The sequence below is a fragment of the Paracholeplasma manati genome (assembly GCF_025742995.1).
GTDB lineage: Bacteria > Bacillota_I > Bacilli_A > Acholeplasmatales > UBA5453 > Paracholeplasma > Paracholeplasma manati.
Genome location: NZ_JAOVQM010000002.1, coordinates 412,808 through 428,336, shown reverse-complemented (window position 1 = coordinate 428,336; position 15,529 = coordinate 412,808). Strand labels below are relative to the sequence as shown.

Sequence of the window (15,529 nt, the reverse complement as noted above, 5' to 3'; positions counted from 1 at the left end):
GCATTTTTCTTTTTTTAAATCGATTCAAATACCAAGTGGCGGTTCTTCCAAAAATAGTCCGCACCTGATAATACTGTAAATAGGAGCGCTAACCACAACAAGACGTCTCCAATCACCGTTGGTAATCCAAAATCATTGAATAATAATACCACGAGTGCTACCACAGTTGAGACCATTTTGAGTTTACCAAATGGGCTGGCTGCGATGACTTTCCCTTTTTCAACTGCCAATAAGCGTACCCCTGTTACGATGAATTCTCTCGCAACTACAATTAAAGTCATCCACCAAAGTACACGATCACCCATCGATTGAAGGTATAAAAACGCAGTTAGGACTAGTAATTTATCCGCGATTGGATCGGTAAATTTACCAAAGGTGGTCACTTGGTTATATTTTCTCGCAAGGTACCCATCGAGGAAATCTGTAAAACTGGCTAATACAAATAAAATCGCGAAGAATAACTGTGCAAAATCCAATCCGAAAAGCACATTATCCACGCTTCTAAGCGGTTCTAAAAAACTAATAATCACCATCACCGGAATCGCTACGAAACGGCTTAAAGTGAGTTTATTTGGCAATGTCATCCATCATCTCTCTCTTTCAACTTATTTTAACATATTTTTCCTTTAATAGTTGCTTTTTAAAATGCCATTTGGTATAATTTGAGTTGCTTATCACGGGAGGTGACATTATGGCTAACATCAAACAACAAATCAAACGTATCAAGACAAACGAAAAGCGCAGATTAATCAATGCATCATTCAAATCTTCTACCAAAACCGCTATCAAAGCAGTAGAGAAAGCAGTAGCTGCTGGAGATAAGGAAAAGGCATTAGTCAATCTATCTTTTGCAAATAAGAAATTGGATAAGGGACAAGCCAAAGGTATTTTCCACAAAAACTTTGTTGCCAACCACAAATCTCAACTTGCACTATTAGTTAACAAACTACAATAAGCACATCTCGGATGTGTTTTTTTTTATTTTAGCTTCTCAATCTCTAAGCGGTTCCCATATTGTGGGACCATTCGAACATTTTTATTGAGTGGATATGTCGGTGGGTATTTTGGATTGTATCCAATCACGTTGATATATTTATCCACCGTATCGCGTTCCTTGATCATCGCTGTTAATCCTTTGAGGGTTGCTTTCACATCGTCGATCGCGCGGTGGGTATTTTTATGATCAATTTGATAGGTGATTACGACATTATCCAAACGGTGTGGGAATGGATGACGATCGCGATAGATGGCCATCACGTCTAATAAGTCTTCCTCTATTTCATAGAATGAATCTACATGTTTACGATAGAGTGCTTTTAAAAACCCATAATCAAATGCGATGTTATAGGCGACTAGGAGCGTATTTGGACGAATCATTGATTTGAGTTGATTGAAAGCATCTGCTTCTTCGATGCCATCACGCAACAACATTTCATCGGTAATGTGGGTGATTTCAATGATTTTGGCTGGCAAAGGTCGATCTTGACGAATCAAAACAGATAACTCTTGTTCGGCACGGTATTGCATTAAAATGGGGTCCCGTTTTAACAAGACCGCCCCAATTTCGATGACATTATCGGTTTTCGGAGATAAACCTGTGGTTTCAAAATCGAAGACCAGGATGTGCTCATATTTTTCTACCAACATATTAAACCTCCAATAAGAATAATTCTAAGCCTAACTTTTTGTCCATGCGACCTGACTTGATGTCAAAGTCGAGGTTGGACAATTTTTCATATAATGACTCTAAATTTTGTTTTGAAATCTGCTGTGCATTCTTCACCATGTAGTAAGCTTTGCTGGATTTGACGTTGAAATAGGATGCAATCGCTTCTTGGTTGTATCCTTTTTCTAACAACTGTTTGGTTTGAATGGTTTCTTTGAGTTTAGAAGCGATGTTGAAAATGATGCGAATAGGGTCTTCGTTTTTTTCCAACAAATCATAATAAACTTCCAAAATGCGCTTTTTATTTTTCGCTAGTACTGCATTGGTTAATTCAAAGATATTTTCTTCTAAGTTTCTCGCAACCAATTGTTTGATGTCTTTTAACGTGATACGTTTATCATCAAATGCGAATAATTTGAGTTTTGCAATCTCATTATTGAGCATTGAAATATCGAAATTCGTTCTTTCTAACAGTTCATCGACCGCCAAGTCTTCAATGGTGTACTTTAACGATTCAAACGCTTTTTTAACATAAGGTTTGAAATCTTCTTTTGCCATATCTGCGACAGTTTCAATGCGCACGTATTTTTTCGCTTCTTTTGAAGCTGCTAGGCTCGCATCCATGCCCCGTTCAAGTAAAAAGATGAGGGTAGTATCTTCATTGGGGTTGTGGAAATATTTGATGAAGTCTGGTAGATAATCATCAGCACGTTCGTCATAAAATACCCACGGATTTTTCACTTTGATGATTTTTTTATCGGCGAAAAAAGAAATGGTGTTCATTTCTTGGAGTAATTCATCGAGACCATGTTCTTCTAAATCATAGGTTAAGACGTTGAATGGATCTACATTCAATTTCTTGACCAATTGTTCCACTGCATTTTCAACTAAAAATGGGTCATTACCGATAAAAAGATACATTAAATCAGGCATGAAATCTCCCTCTTTCTTAATGAATATTATACTATATTTTACCCCTTTTTGTGCACTAAAATGATATGTCGTTTATAAAACGGTAAATCGATGAAGGTGATGGTTTGAACGACATTGGTTTGATAGACATCTATACCTCGTTGTTTCAAACGGTCAACTACGGCAGGATGGGGATGACCAAAATGATTATCCACCCCCGCTGAAATAATCGCGATTTTGGGATTCACACGGGTCAAAAACGATATGTGGGAGGATGTGATTGACCCGTGGTGTCCGACTTTTAAAATATCACTACTCAATTCTTGATTTTGATTCACCAATGTTGTTTCTCCGGATACACCCAAATCACCCATAAATAAATAGGTTGTATCTCGAATTTTGGTTTGAATAACAATTGAATTTTCATTGTCATCATTGCTTTTATGAATGGGTGATAAAATGTTTAGTTCGATGTCACCACAGGGCAGTTTATCGCCTTGTTTCACGTACAAAGGATGATACTTTCGCATCGATGCTTCAAAATCGCCTTCATCGTATTTGGATAAAACCAATTGTTTGACTTGAAATGAATTCAGAATAGGTTCAGTTTCTCTATGATGATCAAAATCCCCATGTGTGATGATTAAATAGTCGATGGTTTGGATGTGCTGTAAATACAAATAATCCATCACATCACCGAACGCATCGATCACAACCGTACATTGACGGAAAGGTCTTTCAATGATGGTGGTGTCACCTTGTCCAACGGAAAGAAAGGTCACCTTTCCGATAGGATTAAGGTACTTTAACTGCGGAATCAATACCAAAAATAGAACCACATAAGTCATTCGATACGCTTTTTTAATCTTGTAGGGACCAATAGAAGCCATCCCCCATAAAATCCAATAAAAGAGGGCGAAAATCCCACTCAAAACAGGTATTGTAAAATAAAAAGCCCCTGCTTCTAAAAACCCTATGGTGTTTAAAACCAACTCAAACACAGGGTTTAGAATCATCCCTAGTTTATCCCAAAGCGCTAACCACGATAAAGGTAATAGCACATAACTAAACACTGGTATAAACCATGGCGCAACCAAAAAGGCCAAAGGATATACTTGATTGGTTATTTTGCTGGTAATCGGTAACACCAACGTTTGGGCTGAGAATGTCGATACCATCATGCCTAAGGCGTCGGTTTTAAAGTTGCTAATGATGAATAGAAAACTGACCAAAAATGTCAGTTGAAAACTGGTATTGCTTAAATAGTAAGGGTTGATGATTAGCATCAGCACCCAGGTGAACGAAAATGCATCTAACCTTGTATAACGGATTTTGTCGTGATTTAACCACTCAAATAATAGGGTTTGAATCACAGCACGTATCAATGATATGGGGAAGAGTGTCACCCATAAATAAGTGAATAACAGAACCGTTTCTAAACCCAATTTAATCTTCTTTGGCAAAAACCATAAACATCGATTTAGAATCCCCATCAATACCGTCACATGTAAACCCGATAGGACGAATAAATGTGTAATACCAATCTTTGAGATACGCGCCTTCATATCCGATTCAAAAATACCCAAAACCAAACTACTGACAAACACTTGTGTATATGTCGGTAATTGTCCAATATGTTGTTTTAAATCTTGATGGATTTGATGGGGTATCCAGATCTGATGTTGTTGGATAATTTTGGGTTGATAAATCACATGCGTAACCCATTTAGAGCGATAATAATCTTTTGGGGAAAATGCCCCTTCAAAACGATCTGTTTCAAATGTTTTAAAATCACCTTCAACGCTGATGATGGATCCAATATTGAGCACTTCAGGTGTATATAAATGATAGCGGTAAAGCCCATATTGAACGGTGTATCGATACCCTGCTTTCACATCTTCTTGTTGGACGATGATGCCCTGAGGGTTTGGGGTTGGTATCGGTTGTTCGAAAACATACCAAGTCCACCCATAAAACAAAATCATCATCACCCAAATGCTTTTTGAAATGCGTTGTTTTCTCATCCAATAAGCGTACAGTAAAAGGGGTATCCAAGCCCACCAATGCCTGTAGGCTAACCACGCCAAACCTAGCCCTATCGCGTATAAATGGATGTGACTAGATGGTAATAAACGCTTGAATATTTTCATAGGTTTGAGCCCCAATGCCTGATACCAATTGAATGTCTTCAATCCGCATAAAAGGCCCTTCTTTCGCTCTGAAATCCAGGATGCGTTGTGCGGTTACTTTACCAATCCCTGGCAGTGTTATCAGCATTTCTAGGGTAGCTTGATTGATATTGATTTTATCTGTGGTTTCTTCTGTATTGGTTGGGATAACATACTTTACACCATCCATCAAGGGTGCCGTTAAATTGATTTGACGCAGATCTGCGGATACATCCGTGCCCATCGCGAAAGCAATGAGGGTTTCTAGGGTTGTCCCTGAAACCACTTCATATACCCCAGGCATCTTCACAGCCCCACGGATTTCTACTTTAATGAGCGTGGGTTTCGTGACCGGTTCTGCTTTTTCAACGCTTTGTATTCTAGGTACAATCAACAAGCCTGCAATGATTAAAATGATCAAGACCAATGGTATGATTTTTTTCATGATTTCACCTCATATAATATATACAAAACAACCCCTGAATAAAAGAAAAAACGAGCTACAAGCTCGCTTTCAAGTAATGTTTTCGTTCATCTGGTCCCTCAGTAATGACAACCGTTAGACCCAAAGATTCTAAGACAGTTCGATAATAATCGACTGGATATACATATTGTTTAACCTCATACGTATCTTTATAGTTTGTGATTGTGTGGGTTAAACAAACCCCTTTAACGCGTGAAGTCCATCGATAGTGAATCGGGGATGTTTCCGCTTCTTCATACCAATACATAACCGATAAATAGTCTTCTTTATAAAAATCCATCAGGATGAACCCATTTGGATTGAGCGCTTTTTTAAGCGTTTTGAAGACTGTTTTTACCCCTTTAAAGTAATTGACCACGTCATTAAACAATAATATCACATCAAACGTTTGTGAGAGTGGGGTTCTCAAGTCGTGTTCATATAATTGCACAGGTAAGGCAGCTTCAAATAAAGCTTGTTGGGCATAAGACAACATCTTAGTATCGATATCGACACCAACCACATCATACCCTGCTTTTGTGAGGGGTACTAAAATTACACCGGAACCACACCCTGCATCAAGGATGCGTTGAGATGGTTTCAAATGTGGTTTAATCCACTCGATGATGGGATCATAATCGATGTCCTCAATCAATTGGACATATAAATCTTGAAATGACATGATTACGCTTTGATATCGACTAATTTAAGTCCCATTAAGCGTTTATCGAAACCATAATAGTCGCGCATTTCTTTGGAAAATAAGTGTAGTATAACCTCACCCATATCGACCAATAGCCATCCGCCTGTTTTGCCTTCAAATCCGCGGATTTGTTCGGTACCAACCGATTCTTTCAAATATTGAATCAACGCGTTGGATTGGCGTTCATTCGCGGTTGCTAAAACGACATAATCAAAGAATGGTGAACTCTTTTCCATATCGTAAACTTTAACATCTGTGACTTTAACGATGTCGATCGTTTTAATGATTTTTTCTAATAATTCCATGGTGTCTCCTTATAGTATTTTAAAACATCTAATTGTTCGTAAAACGGGGTCAATCCACCCTCGTTTAAATATTCAATGGTGTATTCTAAACTCAATATGAAGGCTTGTTGAAGGTCCTTTTTCGAGAGTTCGTACACGGTTTTAGCCCCATGAAATGTACGGTTTTTTTCACAAAAATCCGCGACACAGATGATCATGGTTTCTAGCCTCATGCCCACCTTACCCCAAATATGATAATAAATGGCTTCAAAGACGATGGGGTCATCGATGTTGAGAACATCTTTGGCATAATAAGCCGCTGCTATCGCGTGGTAGGCTACCGGTACCGATTGGTATTTGATGACTTCATTGTCATCTTTAATCCATTGGGTTTGTTCAGTGATACTATCGTACTTGAATAAATCATGTAGGATGGCTGCCGTTTCAATTGCGGCTGCGTTGCCCCCATAAATTTTTTGTAACTCAAGGGCGCGTTCTTTCACCCCTAAAATGTGATTAAACCGGTTGGGATGGTGCTTTAATTTTTCTTGAACCAAAGCGATTAAGCTCAATAGAGTGCCTCCTCTAGCGTAACCCTCATGGTTTCTGGCAGATAAACTTCAATCGTCGCCTTGCCTTTGATGTGAATCATCGCGACATCCGAGATGGCGAGTTCATAAGCCAAATTTGGTTGTAAGCGATACGTTTGTTTGATGAAGTTCACTCCTATTATAGTGTGTTTCATCGTTGTTTGTAACTGATTAAACTTTTCATACGTTGGGTCATATTTGGTACGATGGATTTGCATGGCAGGTGATGCATAACACGCGATGCCTTTGAATCCGCCGTCTAAATAAGACACCGCGAATATCCCGCCAAAAAACAAGCTTTGTTGTTCATTGAGTTGATAGATTTTTGGTTTGACACGGGTTTCAATAATCAAGTCCTTATACGAGTCATAAGGTAAAAATGAAGCGATAGACCCTGGCAAATAAATCCCCGGGGTATCGACCAATTTATTCTGATTGAATGGAATTTCAAAATCAGCGAGTGTTAAACCAGGCTTTTTACCCGATAACACGGTTGTTTCGATGTTTAAGTGACTCGCAATGCGTTTGAATAAGAGCGATTTCCCACTATTTTGAAATCCGACCAAATAGACATTGCGTTGCTTTTGGTGGTGTTCAATCGATGCCATCAAGACATCGACATATTTATCTTGTAATGCCGATACCGGCACAACATCGACAAATTTCATTTGGAGTTTATTGGCTTCTTGACGAATACGCTCAATCATGCGGTTTAGGTTCACAGAGGGTTCTAACGTATCGATGTGATTGATGACCAAAATCACTGGTGAATTGGGAAAATGACGGTCCAATCGGTATTTTAATCTTAAGTTTAAATGATTCACTGATAATACATAAACAATCAGTGCCTCTTCTTTGATTTGTGGCATGTCACCTGTATGGATGGTTACGGAATTCACTTTAGAGTAGTGTTTTAGATTGAAACAATCCAAACACAAATCATGGTTTAAATCCTTCACATACCCAGGTTTGGTTTCGTTGGCATCCTGTAAAACCACGCCACAACCACTACAACGTTTCAACATAGGGACGTAACCTGCTTTCATAGAGTGCTTTTTGGTGTTTCTTCACTTTCTTAATGAAGAATGCTTCCATCTTACGGTTGATTCTGGTAGGTAAAATATCGGATTTTCGTTCAATGGCGCTCACCAATATGGTATAGAATCCCATACGATTGCCCCCTAAAACATCGGTCATCACTTGGTCTCCCACGTGGACCACTTTTTTCGGGTCTAATTCGTTCACCAAATGCATGCCTTTTTTAAACCCTCTTTTTAACGGTTTTCGTGCATTGAAGATATAAGGGTAATCATGGTTACCCACAAAGGTTTCTACCCTTGGTTGTTTGTTGTTTGAAATTAAGACCAATTGAAAACCGATGGCTTGAATGCCATCTAAAAAGCCTTTTAAATCATCGGTTAAATGGTGTTCTTTATAAGATACCAAAGTATTATCAATATCGATGAATAAAGTGCGAAAACCAGCGTGATATAAGTGTAAAAAATCGATGTTTTTCACCGATTTTTGATATTCGCTTGGGATAAATTTCAGATATTTCCCTTGCTTCATATTATTTAACTTCAACGATTTGAATGTGGAAAGTTTTGCCGGTTTCTAAATGAACTTCGACGGTGTCGCCTTCAGTGGTACCTTGGATGGCTTTACCCACTGGTGAATCGGTAGAAATTTTATTGAGCATTGGGTTCGCTTCAATCGTACCGACCAATTGATACTCAGCAGTCTTGTTCTTTTCGACGAAATGTAATACGACGGTTTTACCTGTGGTTACTTTGTTATCGTTGGATGCTCTAATGAGCTTGAAGTTTTCAAGAATATTTTCGATTTCTTTGATGCGTGCTTCAATTCTTGCTTGTTCGTCTCTCGCTGCATCGTAATCGGCGTTTTCGGATAAGTCGCCTTGAGCACGTGCTTCTTGTAAAGCGATGACGTTTTCTGGTCTTTTGACATCTTTTAAGTAGGATAGTTCACTTCTGAGTTGGTCTACCCCTTCTTGTGTGAGTTCAAAAACCTGTTTATTTTTTGCCATAAAATCACTCCTTGTTTTTACATTCTCTAATTATACACTAATTTTTTAAAATTAGATAGTTATATATGGTGTTTTCTGAGTGCTTTTTGAATTGCACGATGCCCTGGCATCATCAAATCTAACACATCATAAAACGGTTTTTGGTGGTTGGGCACCAACAGATGGGCATATTCGTGTAACAAAACGTATTTGGTATAGATCAAATCAAGTTTGGCGAGATAAGCATTCATCGTGATTTCTTTTTTTCGGGTATGACAACTACCAAACTTGGATTTTAAATATTTAATCTTGGTCGGTAGTGGGTGTAAATGAAATGGCTTTAATGCATCTATCAACCACGGTGTTAAGCCATCAAGGGCTTTTTTTAGTTCATACCCATAAAGCGTTTGAATGGCTTTTTCAATATCCGATTCTTTCATCAAATGTAGGGTAATCGTAGTTGAAATCTCATAAGCAAAAGGTGCACCGATGATGATTTTTAGCGGGTAACTTTTACCAAATAAAGACAATTCATCATAGGTTTTGGTTTGTTTTTGGGTCAATTCATGAAACTGATCAAAGTTATCCCATAACCGTTTTTCAATCACTTGTAGGGGGATTCTTGGCCCTTTGGTCACGACAATTTGACGGTCCTTTACCCTAAAATACGCATGCTTAATGGCTTTATGAATGACGACGTATTCGAGCGTTTTACCCGATTTCTCAATTTTCATCCACTAAAACCTTTCGAAGCATGTCATACGGTTTGACTTCAAACGGGATATGTATTTTGAGGATTTGTTTCGGGTGTCTCGCTGCGTCTAGGAGATTGCCATTAGAATCCCTAATTTCACCCATAGTAAAGGTGTGTTGATAACGTGGTCCGACCATTTCAACCAGTTCACCAGGTGTGAAATGATTGCGCTGTTCAATGGTCGCGATTTGTGTTTCATGGTCATAATCGACGACCAACCCTAGGAATTCTTTGGTCGGTTCTTCGCTTCTCAAATTATAGAGTTGTTGTTCTGCTTTTGGCATCCCACCCAGGAAGCCAAAGGACGTTAGACGATTTTCAGCTTTACGAATTTCTTTTTCATAGATCGATATATCTTTGACTTTTCCAGTGGATAAGTACTCATCCATTAACAAACGGTAACTTCTCACCACGGTCGCGATGTAATGGATCGATTTCATGCGGCCTTCAATCTTCAATGACGATACATTCGCGTCGATCAATTTTGGGATAAATGCGAGGGTTTGTAAGTCTTTTGAACTCATTGAAAACGGCATTTTTTCATCTGAAATCAAGGTTTCATCTGAATACAAATCATAGTTCCAACGACAGCTGTGGGCACACCCACCACGATTCGCGTCACGGTCAGTCATATTGTTCGATAAGGTACAACGTCCTGAATAAGATGCACACATACCACCATGGATAAATACTTCAATTTCAACCCCAGCATTTGCCGTGATGTTTGAGATTTCATCGATGTTAAGTTCTCTACCAAGGACCACACGCTCTGCGCCTAAATCTTTCCAAAATCGCACTGCGTGGCCATTCACCACCGATTGTTGAGTGGAGATATGAACGGGTATGTTGGTGTGTTTCTTCGCAGTCTCGACGATGTAAGGTGAAGCTGCGATGATGGCGTCTACCCCTGCTTGTTCTAATCCTTTAAGGTATTCAATCAACGCATCCATATTGTCATTATGAGGGATGATGTTGGTGGTCACGTAGAGCTTTTTGCCATGGGCATGACAAAAGTCAGCCCCTTCTTTGATGTTATCCAAGGTGAAGTTAGAAGCTCTGGCTCTTAAGCTGAATTCCATCCCACCGATGAATACAGCATCTGCGCCATACAGGATCGCAATCTTTAATTTTTCTAAATCCCCAGCTGGGGCGAGTAATTCGGTCATAATTCCACCTTCTTCGGTTTGTAGACAGTCTTCTTGAAGAAGAATCCTTCATCCCAAACCTCATGGTAGTGTTTTTGGATATCTTGAACCGATGGATCTGATAATGCCACACCAGATTCATATATCTTTAGCACGTCTAATGCATATTGGTCATTATGAAAAATGGTATCAAATACCAAATAATCGATGGCTTGTTCGAGTGTCTTTAAATGATTTAGACTTGAAAAAACATGGTTTCTAAACACGTGTGTGCCTGCTTCATCTTCTAAAATAGGGTATTTAAATTCAGGTCTTTTTTCCTCTACTACCGATAGATTTCGTTGATCATGGTAAGGGTTATCCATGTCTTTATTTTCAAAATAGGCTTCAATCAATTGGCGTTTTGAATAAAACATATTCAAATAACCATGGCCATAAGCGAATAATGCATACGGTCTATTTTGACCAATATTAACCATATCATCGATGGTGATTTCTTTGGCCAAATAAACCCCTTGGATGCCCAATGAATGGTAGAAATGAGCGTCAAACACGTTTGTAATTAGGGTTTCAGGGTTATAAATCATTTTGTGTGAGATATTTAGTTGCTTTCCAATGGATAGTACACCGATATCTCCCACAATGTACCCTGTGATGGCGTCGCTATCAACCGATTGGATGAATGCTTCATATCGATGGTCATCTTGATCGTGTAAGATACGGTTCATGATGATGAAACACGATTTGCCGAGTGATTTCATGATACTTGAAGCTTGAATGATTTCTTCAGTCGAAAAACTGCGAGTCAATCGTGTGGATACCCCATTTTGTCCAAGGATAAAACCATTTACATGGGGTGCTAGTTTAGGTATGGATTCAATTTCAAATAATGTCACTAACTTTTTCATGGGCGGTTCCTTTTCGAAATGCTCATACCGTCACCGATATCGAACAATTCACTGTCATATTCTGGGTGTTCTTTTAAAAACTGTTTAAATGCTTCTAGGCGTTTCACGAGATTTTTCGTCCCACGGGATACCGTTTCTATGTCAACATGGTGAAAATTCAAGTTGTCGGTAATGATGATGCCCTTATCGGATAAATACGGTTCATACTTGGTAAAAAACTTCTCATATTGGGCTTTGGCAGCGTCAATGAATATCGCATCAAATCGGCTATGAGGGTTCAATTCAACCTCCAATGCATCCCCAAGGATGAGGGTGATTTGATGTTCTAATCCAAATGATGCCACGTTTTTAACGGCAAAGGCATGTAAATCCACTTCGCGTTCGATGGTGGTCACATGTGCGCCAGTATGGGTTGCCATCGCAATGGCACTATAGCCCACAGCAGACCCAATTTCTAAAACAGATTGTACATTGTATTTTTGAAGGGTTTCTACCAAAAATAAAAGCCCATCATCAGATAGGATTGGTACTTTTAACGATTGGGCTTTTAGTTTGAGTTCATTAATCTTCGTCAGATTCGTCCTCGTCGTCTTGTGCATCTTCGTCATCCTGGTCATCACCTAAGTAGTTTTGTAATAACTCATCAAGCATTTCCCATTCTTCGTCGGTTTGCACATCCTCGAAATAGCCTTCGCCATTCTCGGTCTCAACGAATACAGCCGCGCTGACTTCATCGCGGTCGGAAAATTGAAATACTACGTAATTTTTTTCTGTTTGTTCGGAGTAATGGGTAAATAAAATATCGGCCATTACTTCTTCGCCATCATATATGATGGTGAGTTTGTTATCATCCATGGGTTAATCTCCTTTTCGATTTAAATAACTTTGGAGAATGATGAGTGCTGCTAATTCATCTTTCTTTTGTCTTTGTTTGTCTTTTTTGATGCCCATTTCGGTCATCAAACTCAATGCTTCATAGGTCGATAGTCGTTCGTCCCACAAAACCACTTTGGCTTTGGTCTTCGATTCAATCATCGCCTTGAACGATTCACTCACTTGGGCACGAATGCCAATGTCATCGTTCATGTGCTTAGGATATCCTAACACAACCACATCCACCATTTCTTCTAGGATGTACTTTGAAATGTGATTTGCTGCATCCTCATAATGGTTTTCGTAAAAACGATAGGTCCCGACTGGGGTTGAAAAAATCCCTGAATCACTTCTCGCAATCCCTAAGGTTTTCTCCCCTAAATCTAGGCCAATATAAATCACTTAAACCACTCCTTGAACGATTGGACAATTTCAGATAGTTTGGATTTGTCTGCAGTACCACCTTGAGCGAAATCGGGTTTTCCACCACCAGAACCATTCGAAACTTGTGCTGCTTTTTGAATCATGGCTTTCGCATCCATGGATCTTGTTTTACATAAGAATAGGAGTTTTTCATCGGTTTCATTGATGAGGCACACCACTTCCGCTTTTATTTTATCATAGATTGCGTCGACGAGTTGCTTCTGAATGTCTTTATCCAAATTCTTTTCGATGATGACTTGGTAAGGACTGTCATTTTCAATATATTGATCGAGGTTGGTAAGGGCTTGTTTTTGTTTGAGTTGCAACAAATTCTTTTCGAGTTGTTTGTTGTGTTCTTTTAAGTTTTCAATATACTTTCTTAAAGCGATGATGTCGTTATAAGACCCAATCAAACGGCTTCTGCTCGGGGAATCGACTCTAAATCGGCTATCGATTTGCTTCATTTCAGAAACCAATCGTTCTTCTTTTTGTTTGAGGGTATCGATTTCGGCTTCAAAGGGTCTTAAAGCATACACCATATCGTGTTCTAGTGATTTACCAGTCACGGCTTCGACACGGTAAATCCCTGAACCAATCGATTCATAGGAGGTAATCGCGAAACGCTCAATATCACTGGTGCGTTTCACATGGGTGCCCCCACAAAGTTCGATCGAATAGTTTCCGATATTGACGACTCTGACGACATCGTGATATTTCTCACCAAATAGTGCCATCGCACCCATCGCTTTGGCTTCTTCTAAAGGCATTTCGATGGTATCGACTGGATAATCTCTTAAGATGGCTTCGTTGACGATGGCTTCAATTTTGAGCAATTCTTCAACAGTTAATGCTTCGTAGTTGTTAAAGTCAAAACGCATGGTTGCTTCACTGACTTGAGACCCTTGTTGGTTCGAGTGATTACCTAAAGTGACTTTTAATGCTTTGTGGAATAAGTGCGCTGCCGAGTGGTTCTTAATGATGCGTGTGCGATAGTCTTGATCGACTTCACAAACGACCATTTCGCCTTCATCAAAGGTTTCATCCATCACATGCAAGGTTTGACCATTCGGTAATTTAACCACGTCTTTGACTGGATACCCATTGATGGTACCTCTGTCAGCAACCTGTCCCCCCATGGTCGCGTAGAATGGGGTTTTGTCTAATACGATGCCTTGTTCAAAGGATTTGATGACTTCACTACGTGAGGATAATGTATCGTATCCGATGAATACGCTTGGTGTTTTAAAGGATAAGAACGCTGCTTCTTGAGATTTCATCGAATTTTCAGCGTTTCGGTTCGCTCTTGAGAGTTCTTTTTGTCTTTCCATTAACGCTTTAAAGCCTTCAAGGTCTACCGTTTTGCCCAATTCTTCGGATAATTCGAGAGTAAGTTCAATCGGGAATCCATAGGTATCATATAGTTTGAATGCGTCTTCCTTTTTGAGTTCAGAGACGCCTTCAAGCGCTTCTAACAGGTGTTTTTCACCGGAAGCGAGCGTTTCAAGGAATTTATTTTCTTCGGCTAAAATGACGCGTTTAACCATTTTTTCGTTGTCTTTAACATTTGGATAAAAGTGACCCATGATGCCGATGACATCATCGACTAAGAGGTGTAAGAAGGCTTCTTGCAAGCCAAGTTTCTTACCGTATTTGGTCGCACGTCTTAACAATCTTCTTAAAACATAGCCTCTACCTTCATTCGATAGAATCGCCCCATCGGCGATGGCCATCGACAAGGTTTTTACATGGTCAGCGATGACTTTAAAGGCCATTTGACCTGTGTAGATGACACCGGATAATTGTTCGGTATGTTTAATGATTGGCATGAATAAGTCGGTTTCAAAATTGGTCTTGGTGCCTTGAATAACACAAGCAAAACGTTCTAAACCGGCACCGGTATCGATGTTTTTATTGGGTAATTCTTTATAATCTTTTCTAGGGGTCCCCGGTTTCGCATTGTATTGCGAGAACACGATGTTCCAAATCTCAATATAACGTTCATTTTCAATGTCGTTCGCAATCAATTCGGACCCGCGTTGATCGTATTGTTCGCCTCTATCAAAATAGATTTCTGTATCTGGACCGGAAGGACCTTCACCAATTTCCCAGAAATTGGATTCGAGTGGAATGAGATGAGATGGGTCGACGCCTAAAGAAATCCATTTGTCTCTCGCAACAAAGTCATCTGGATAATAAGTCATATAGAGTTTTTCAATTGGAAATCCAAAATAACGATCGCTGGTTAAAAGTTCAAAACCAAATTCAATCGCTTCTGGTTTAAAGTAATCCCCAATCGAGAAGTTGCCAAGCATTTCAAAAAAAGTGTGGTGTCTAGCGGTTCTACCGACGTTATCAATATCGTTGGTACGAATACACTTTTGGATATTGGTTAAACGTGGGTTTGGTGGCATCGCTGACCCATCAAAGTATTTTTTCAGTGGTGCGACCCCTGCATTGATCCATAAAAGGGTTTTATCACCCATTGGAACGAGGGATGCGGATGGTTCAATTTTGTGGCCTTTCGATTCAAAAAATCGTAGCCAGGTTTGTCTAATTTCGTCTGCGGTCATGTATCTCATGTCTTATCCTCCATAAAAAAAGTCCATAGAATTTG

The 15,529-nt window shown here is 39.4% G+C and carries 19 protein-coding genes; 1 reads left to right on the top strand and 18 read right to left on the bottom strand.

Translation table 11 applies throughout. From position 1 onward, the window contains the following. Window positions 1-14: 14 nt before the first annotated feature. Complete coding sequence (pgsA, locus tag N7548_RS04195; RefSeq protein ID WP_263608187.1) at window positions 15-584, bottom strand: CDP-diacylglycerol--glycerol-3-phosphate 3-phosphatidyltransferase; 570 nt, start codon at window positions 582-584, stop codon at window positions 15-17. Between the two features lie 107 nt (window positions 585-691). Between pgsA and rpsT the strand changes: the two genes are divergently transcribed. Further along, on the top strand, window positions 692-955 hold the full coding sequence (gene rpsT / locus N7548_RS04190; protein ID WP_263608186.1) for a 30S ribosomal protein S20: 264 nt from the start codon (window positions 692-694) through the stop codon (window positions 953-955). A gap of 23 nt (window positions 956-978) precedes the next feature. Here rpsT and N7548_RS04185 read toward each other — a convergent pair whose 3' ends face one another. The 17 genes from N7548_RS04185 to alaS are packed head-to-tail and all read right to left on the bottom strand — an operon-like array spanning window position 979 to window position 15,494. After that, window positions 979-1,647 (bottom strand): 3'-5' exonuclease, encoded by a 669-nt coding sequence (locus N7548_RS04185; RefSeq protein WP_263608184.1) that lies wholly within the window; start codon window positions 1,645-1,647, stop codon window positions 979-981. Between the two features lies 1 nt (window position 1,648). After that, window positions 1,649-2,599 (bottom strand): DNA polymerase III subunit delta, encoded by a 951-nt coding sequence (gene holA, locus N7548_RS04180; protein ID WP_263608183.1) that lies wholly within the window; start codon window positions 2,597-2,599, stop codon window positions 1,649-1,651. A 38-nt stretch (window positions 2,600-2,637) separates the two neighbouring features. After that, window positions 2,638-4,728, bottom strand: coding sequence for a ComEC/Rec2 family competence protein (locus N7548_RS04175; RefSeq protein ID WP_263608182.1), 2,091 nt, complete (start codon window positions 4,726-4,728; stop codon window positions 2,638-2,640). Continuing rightward, on the bottom strand, window positions 4,697-5,191 hold the full coding sequence (locus N7548_RS04170; RefSeq protein WP_263608181.1) for a ComEA family DNA-binding protein: 495 nt from the start codon (window positions 5,189-5,191) through the stop codon (window positions 4,697-4,699). Before N7548_RS04170 ends, N7548_RS04175 begins: the two co-directional genes overlap by 32 nt. Before the next feature lie 55 nt (window positions 5,192-5,246). Then, entirely contained in the window at window positions 5,247-5,891 is a 645-nt protein-coding gene (locus N7548_RS04165; RefSeq protein WP_263608180.1) for a class I SAM-dependent methyltransferase, read from the bottom strand. Between the two features lie 2 nt (window positions 5,892-5,893). Next, window positions 5,894-6,217 carry a ribosome silencing factor gene (gene rsfS, locus N7548_RS04160; protein WP_263608178.1) on the bottom strand — a complete coding sequence of 108 codons (324 nt, stop codon included), beginning with the start codon at window positions 6,215-6,217 and terminating at the stop codon, window positions 5,894-5,896. Beyond that, the gene (yqeK, locus tag N7548_RS04155; protein WP_263608177.1) at window positions 6,205-6,768 is read right to left on the bottom strand and encodes a bis(5'-nucleosyl)-tetraphosphatase (symmetrical) YqeK; all 564 of its coding nucleotides are present in this window, start codon (window positions 6,766-6,768) and stop codon (window positions 6,205-6,207) included. Before yqeK ends, rsfS begins: the two co-directional genes overlap by 13 nt. Then, window positions 6,765-7,811, bottom strand: coding sequence for a GTPase (locus N7548_RS04150; protein WP_263608176.1), 1,047 nt, complete (start codon window positions 7,809-7,811; stop codon window positions 6,765-6,767). Before N7548_RS04150 ends, yqeK begins: the two co-directional genes overlap by 4 nt. Beyond that, window positions 7,795-8,355: a YqeG family HAD IIIA-type phosphatase gene (locus N7548_RS04145; protein ID WP_263608175.1), complete on the bottom strand. Its 561-nt coding sequence runs from the start codon at window positions 8,353-8,355 to the stop codon at window positions 7,795-7,797. The genes N7548_RS04150 and N7548_RS04145 overlap by 17 nt, the downstream gene beginning before the upstream one ends. Window position 8,356: 1 nt before the next feature. Continuing rightward, complete coding sequence (gene greA / locus N7548_RS04140; protein WP_263608174.1) at window positions 8,357-8,833, bottom strand: transcription elongation factor GreA; 477 nt, start codon at window positions 8,831-8,833, stop codon at window positions 8,357-8,359. 59 nt (window positions 8,834-8,892) lie between these two features. Further along, entirely contained in the window at window positions 8,893-9,546 is a 654-nt protein-coding gene (locus N7548_RS04135) for a M48 family metallopeptidase (RefSeq protein ID WP_263608173.1), read from the bottom strand. After that, window positions 9,536-10,732, bottom strand: a complete 1,197-nt coding sequence (locus N7548_RS04130) for a peptidase U32 family protein (protein WP_263608172.1) — start codon at window positions 10,730-10,732, stop codon at window positions 9,536-9,538. Before N7548_RS04130 ends, N7548_RS04135 begins: the two co-directional genes overlap by 11 nt. After that, on the bottom strand, window positions 10,729-11,619 hold the full coding sequence (locus N7548_RS04125) for a peptidase U32 family protein (protein WP_263608171.1): 891 nt from the start codon (window positions 11,617-11,619) through the stop codon (window positions 10,729-10,731). The genes N7548_RS04130 and N7548_RS04125 overlap by 4 nt, the downstream gene beginning before the upstream one ends. Continuing rightward, on the bottom strand, window positions 11,616-12,218 hold the full coding sequence (locus N7548_RS04120; RefSeq protein WP_263608170.1) for an O-methyltransferase: 603 nt from the start codon (window positions 12,216-12,218) through the stop codon (window positions 11,616-11,618). The genes N7548_RS04125 and N7548_RS04120 overlap by 4 nt, the downstream gene beginning before the upstream one ends. Continuing rightward, on the bottom strand, window positions 12,181-12,474 hold the full coding sequence (locus tag N7548_RS04115; RefSeq protein WP_263608168.1) for a DUF1292 domain-containing protein: 294 nt from the start codon (window positions 12,472-12,474) through the stop codon (window positions 12,181-12,183). Before N7548_RS04115 ends, N7548_RS04120 begins: the two co-directional genes overlap by 38 nt. 3 nt (window positions 12,475-12,477) lie before the next feature. Next, a complete protein-coding gene (gene ruvX, locus N7548_RS04110; protein ID WP_263608167.1) occupies window positions 12,478-12,894 on the bottom strand; it encodes a Holliday junction resolvase RuvX in 417 nt (138 codons plus the stop codon). Further along, window positions 12,891-15,494 carry an alanine--tRNA ligase gene (gene alaS / locus N7548_RS04105; RefSeq protein ID WP_263608165.1) on the bottom strand — a complete coding sequence of 868 codons (2,604 nt, stop codon included), beginning with the start codon at window positions 15,492-15,494 and terminating at the stop codon, window positions 12,891-12,893. The genes ruvX and alaS overlap by 4 nt, the downstream gene beginning before the upstream one ends. Window positions 15,495-15,529: the final 35 nt, after the last annotated feature.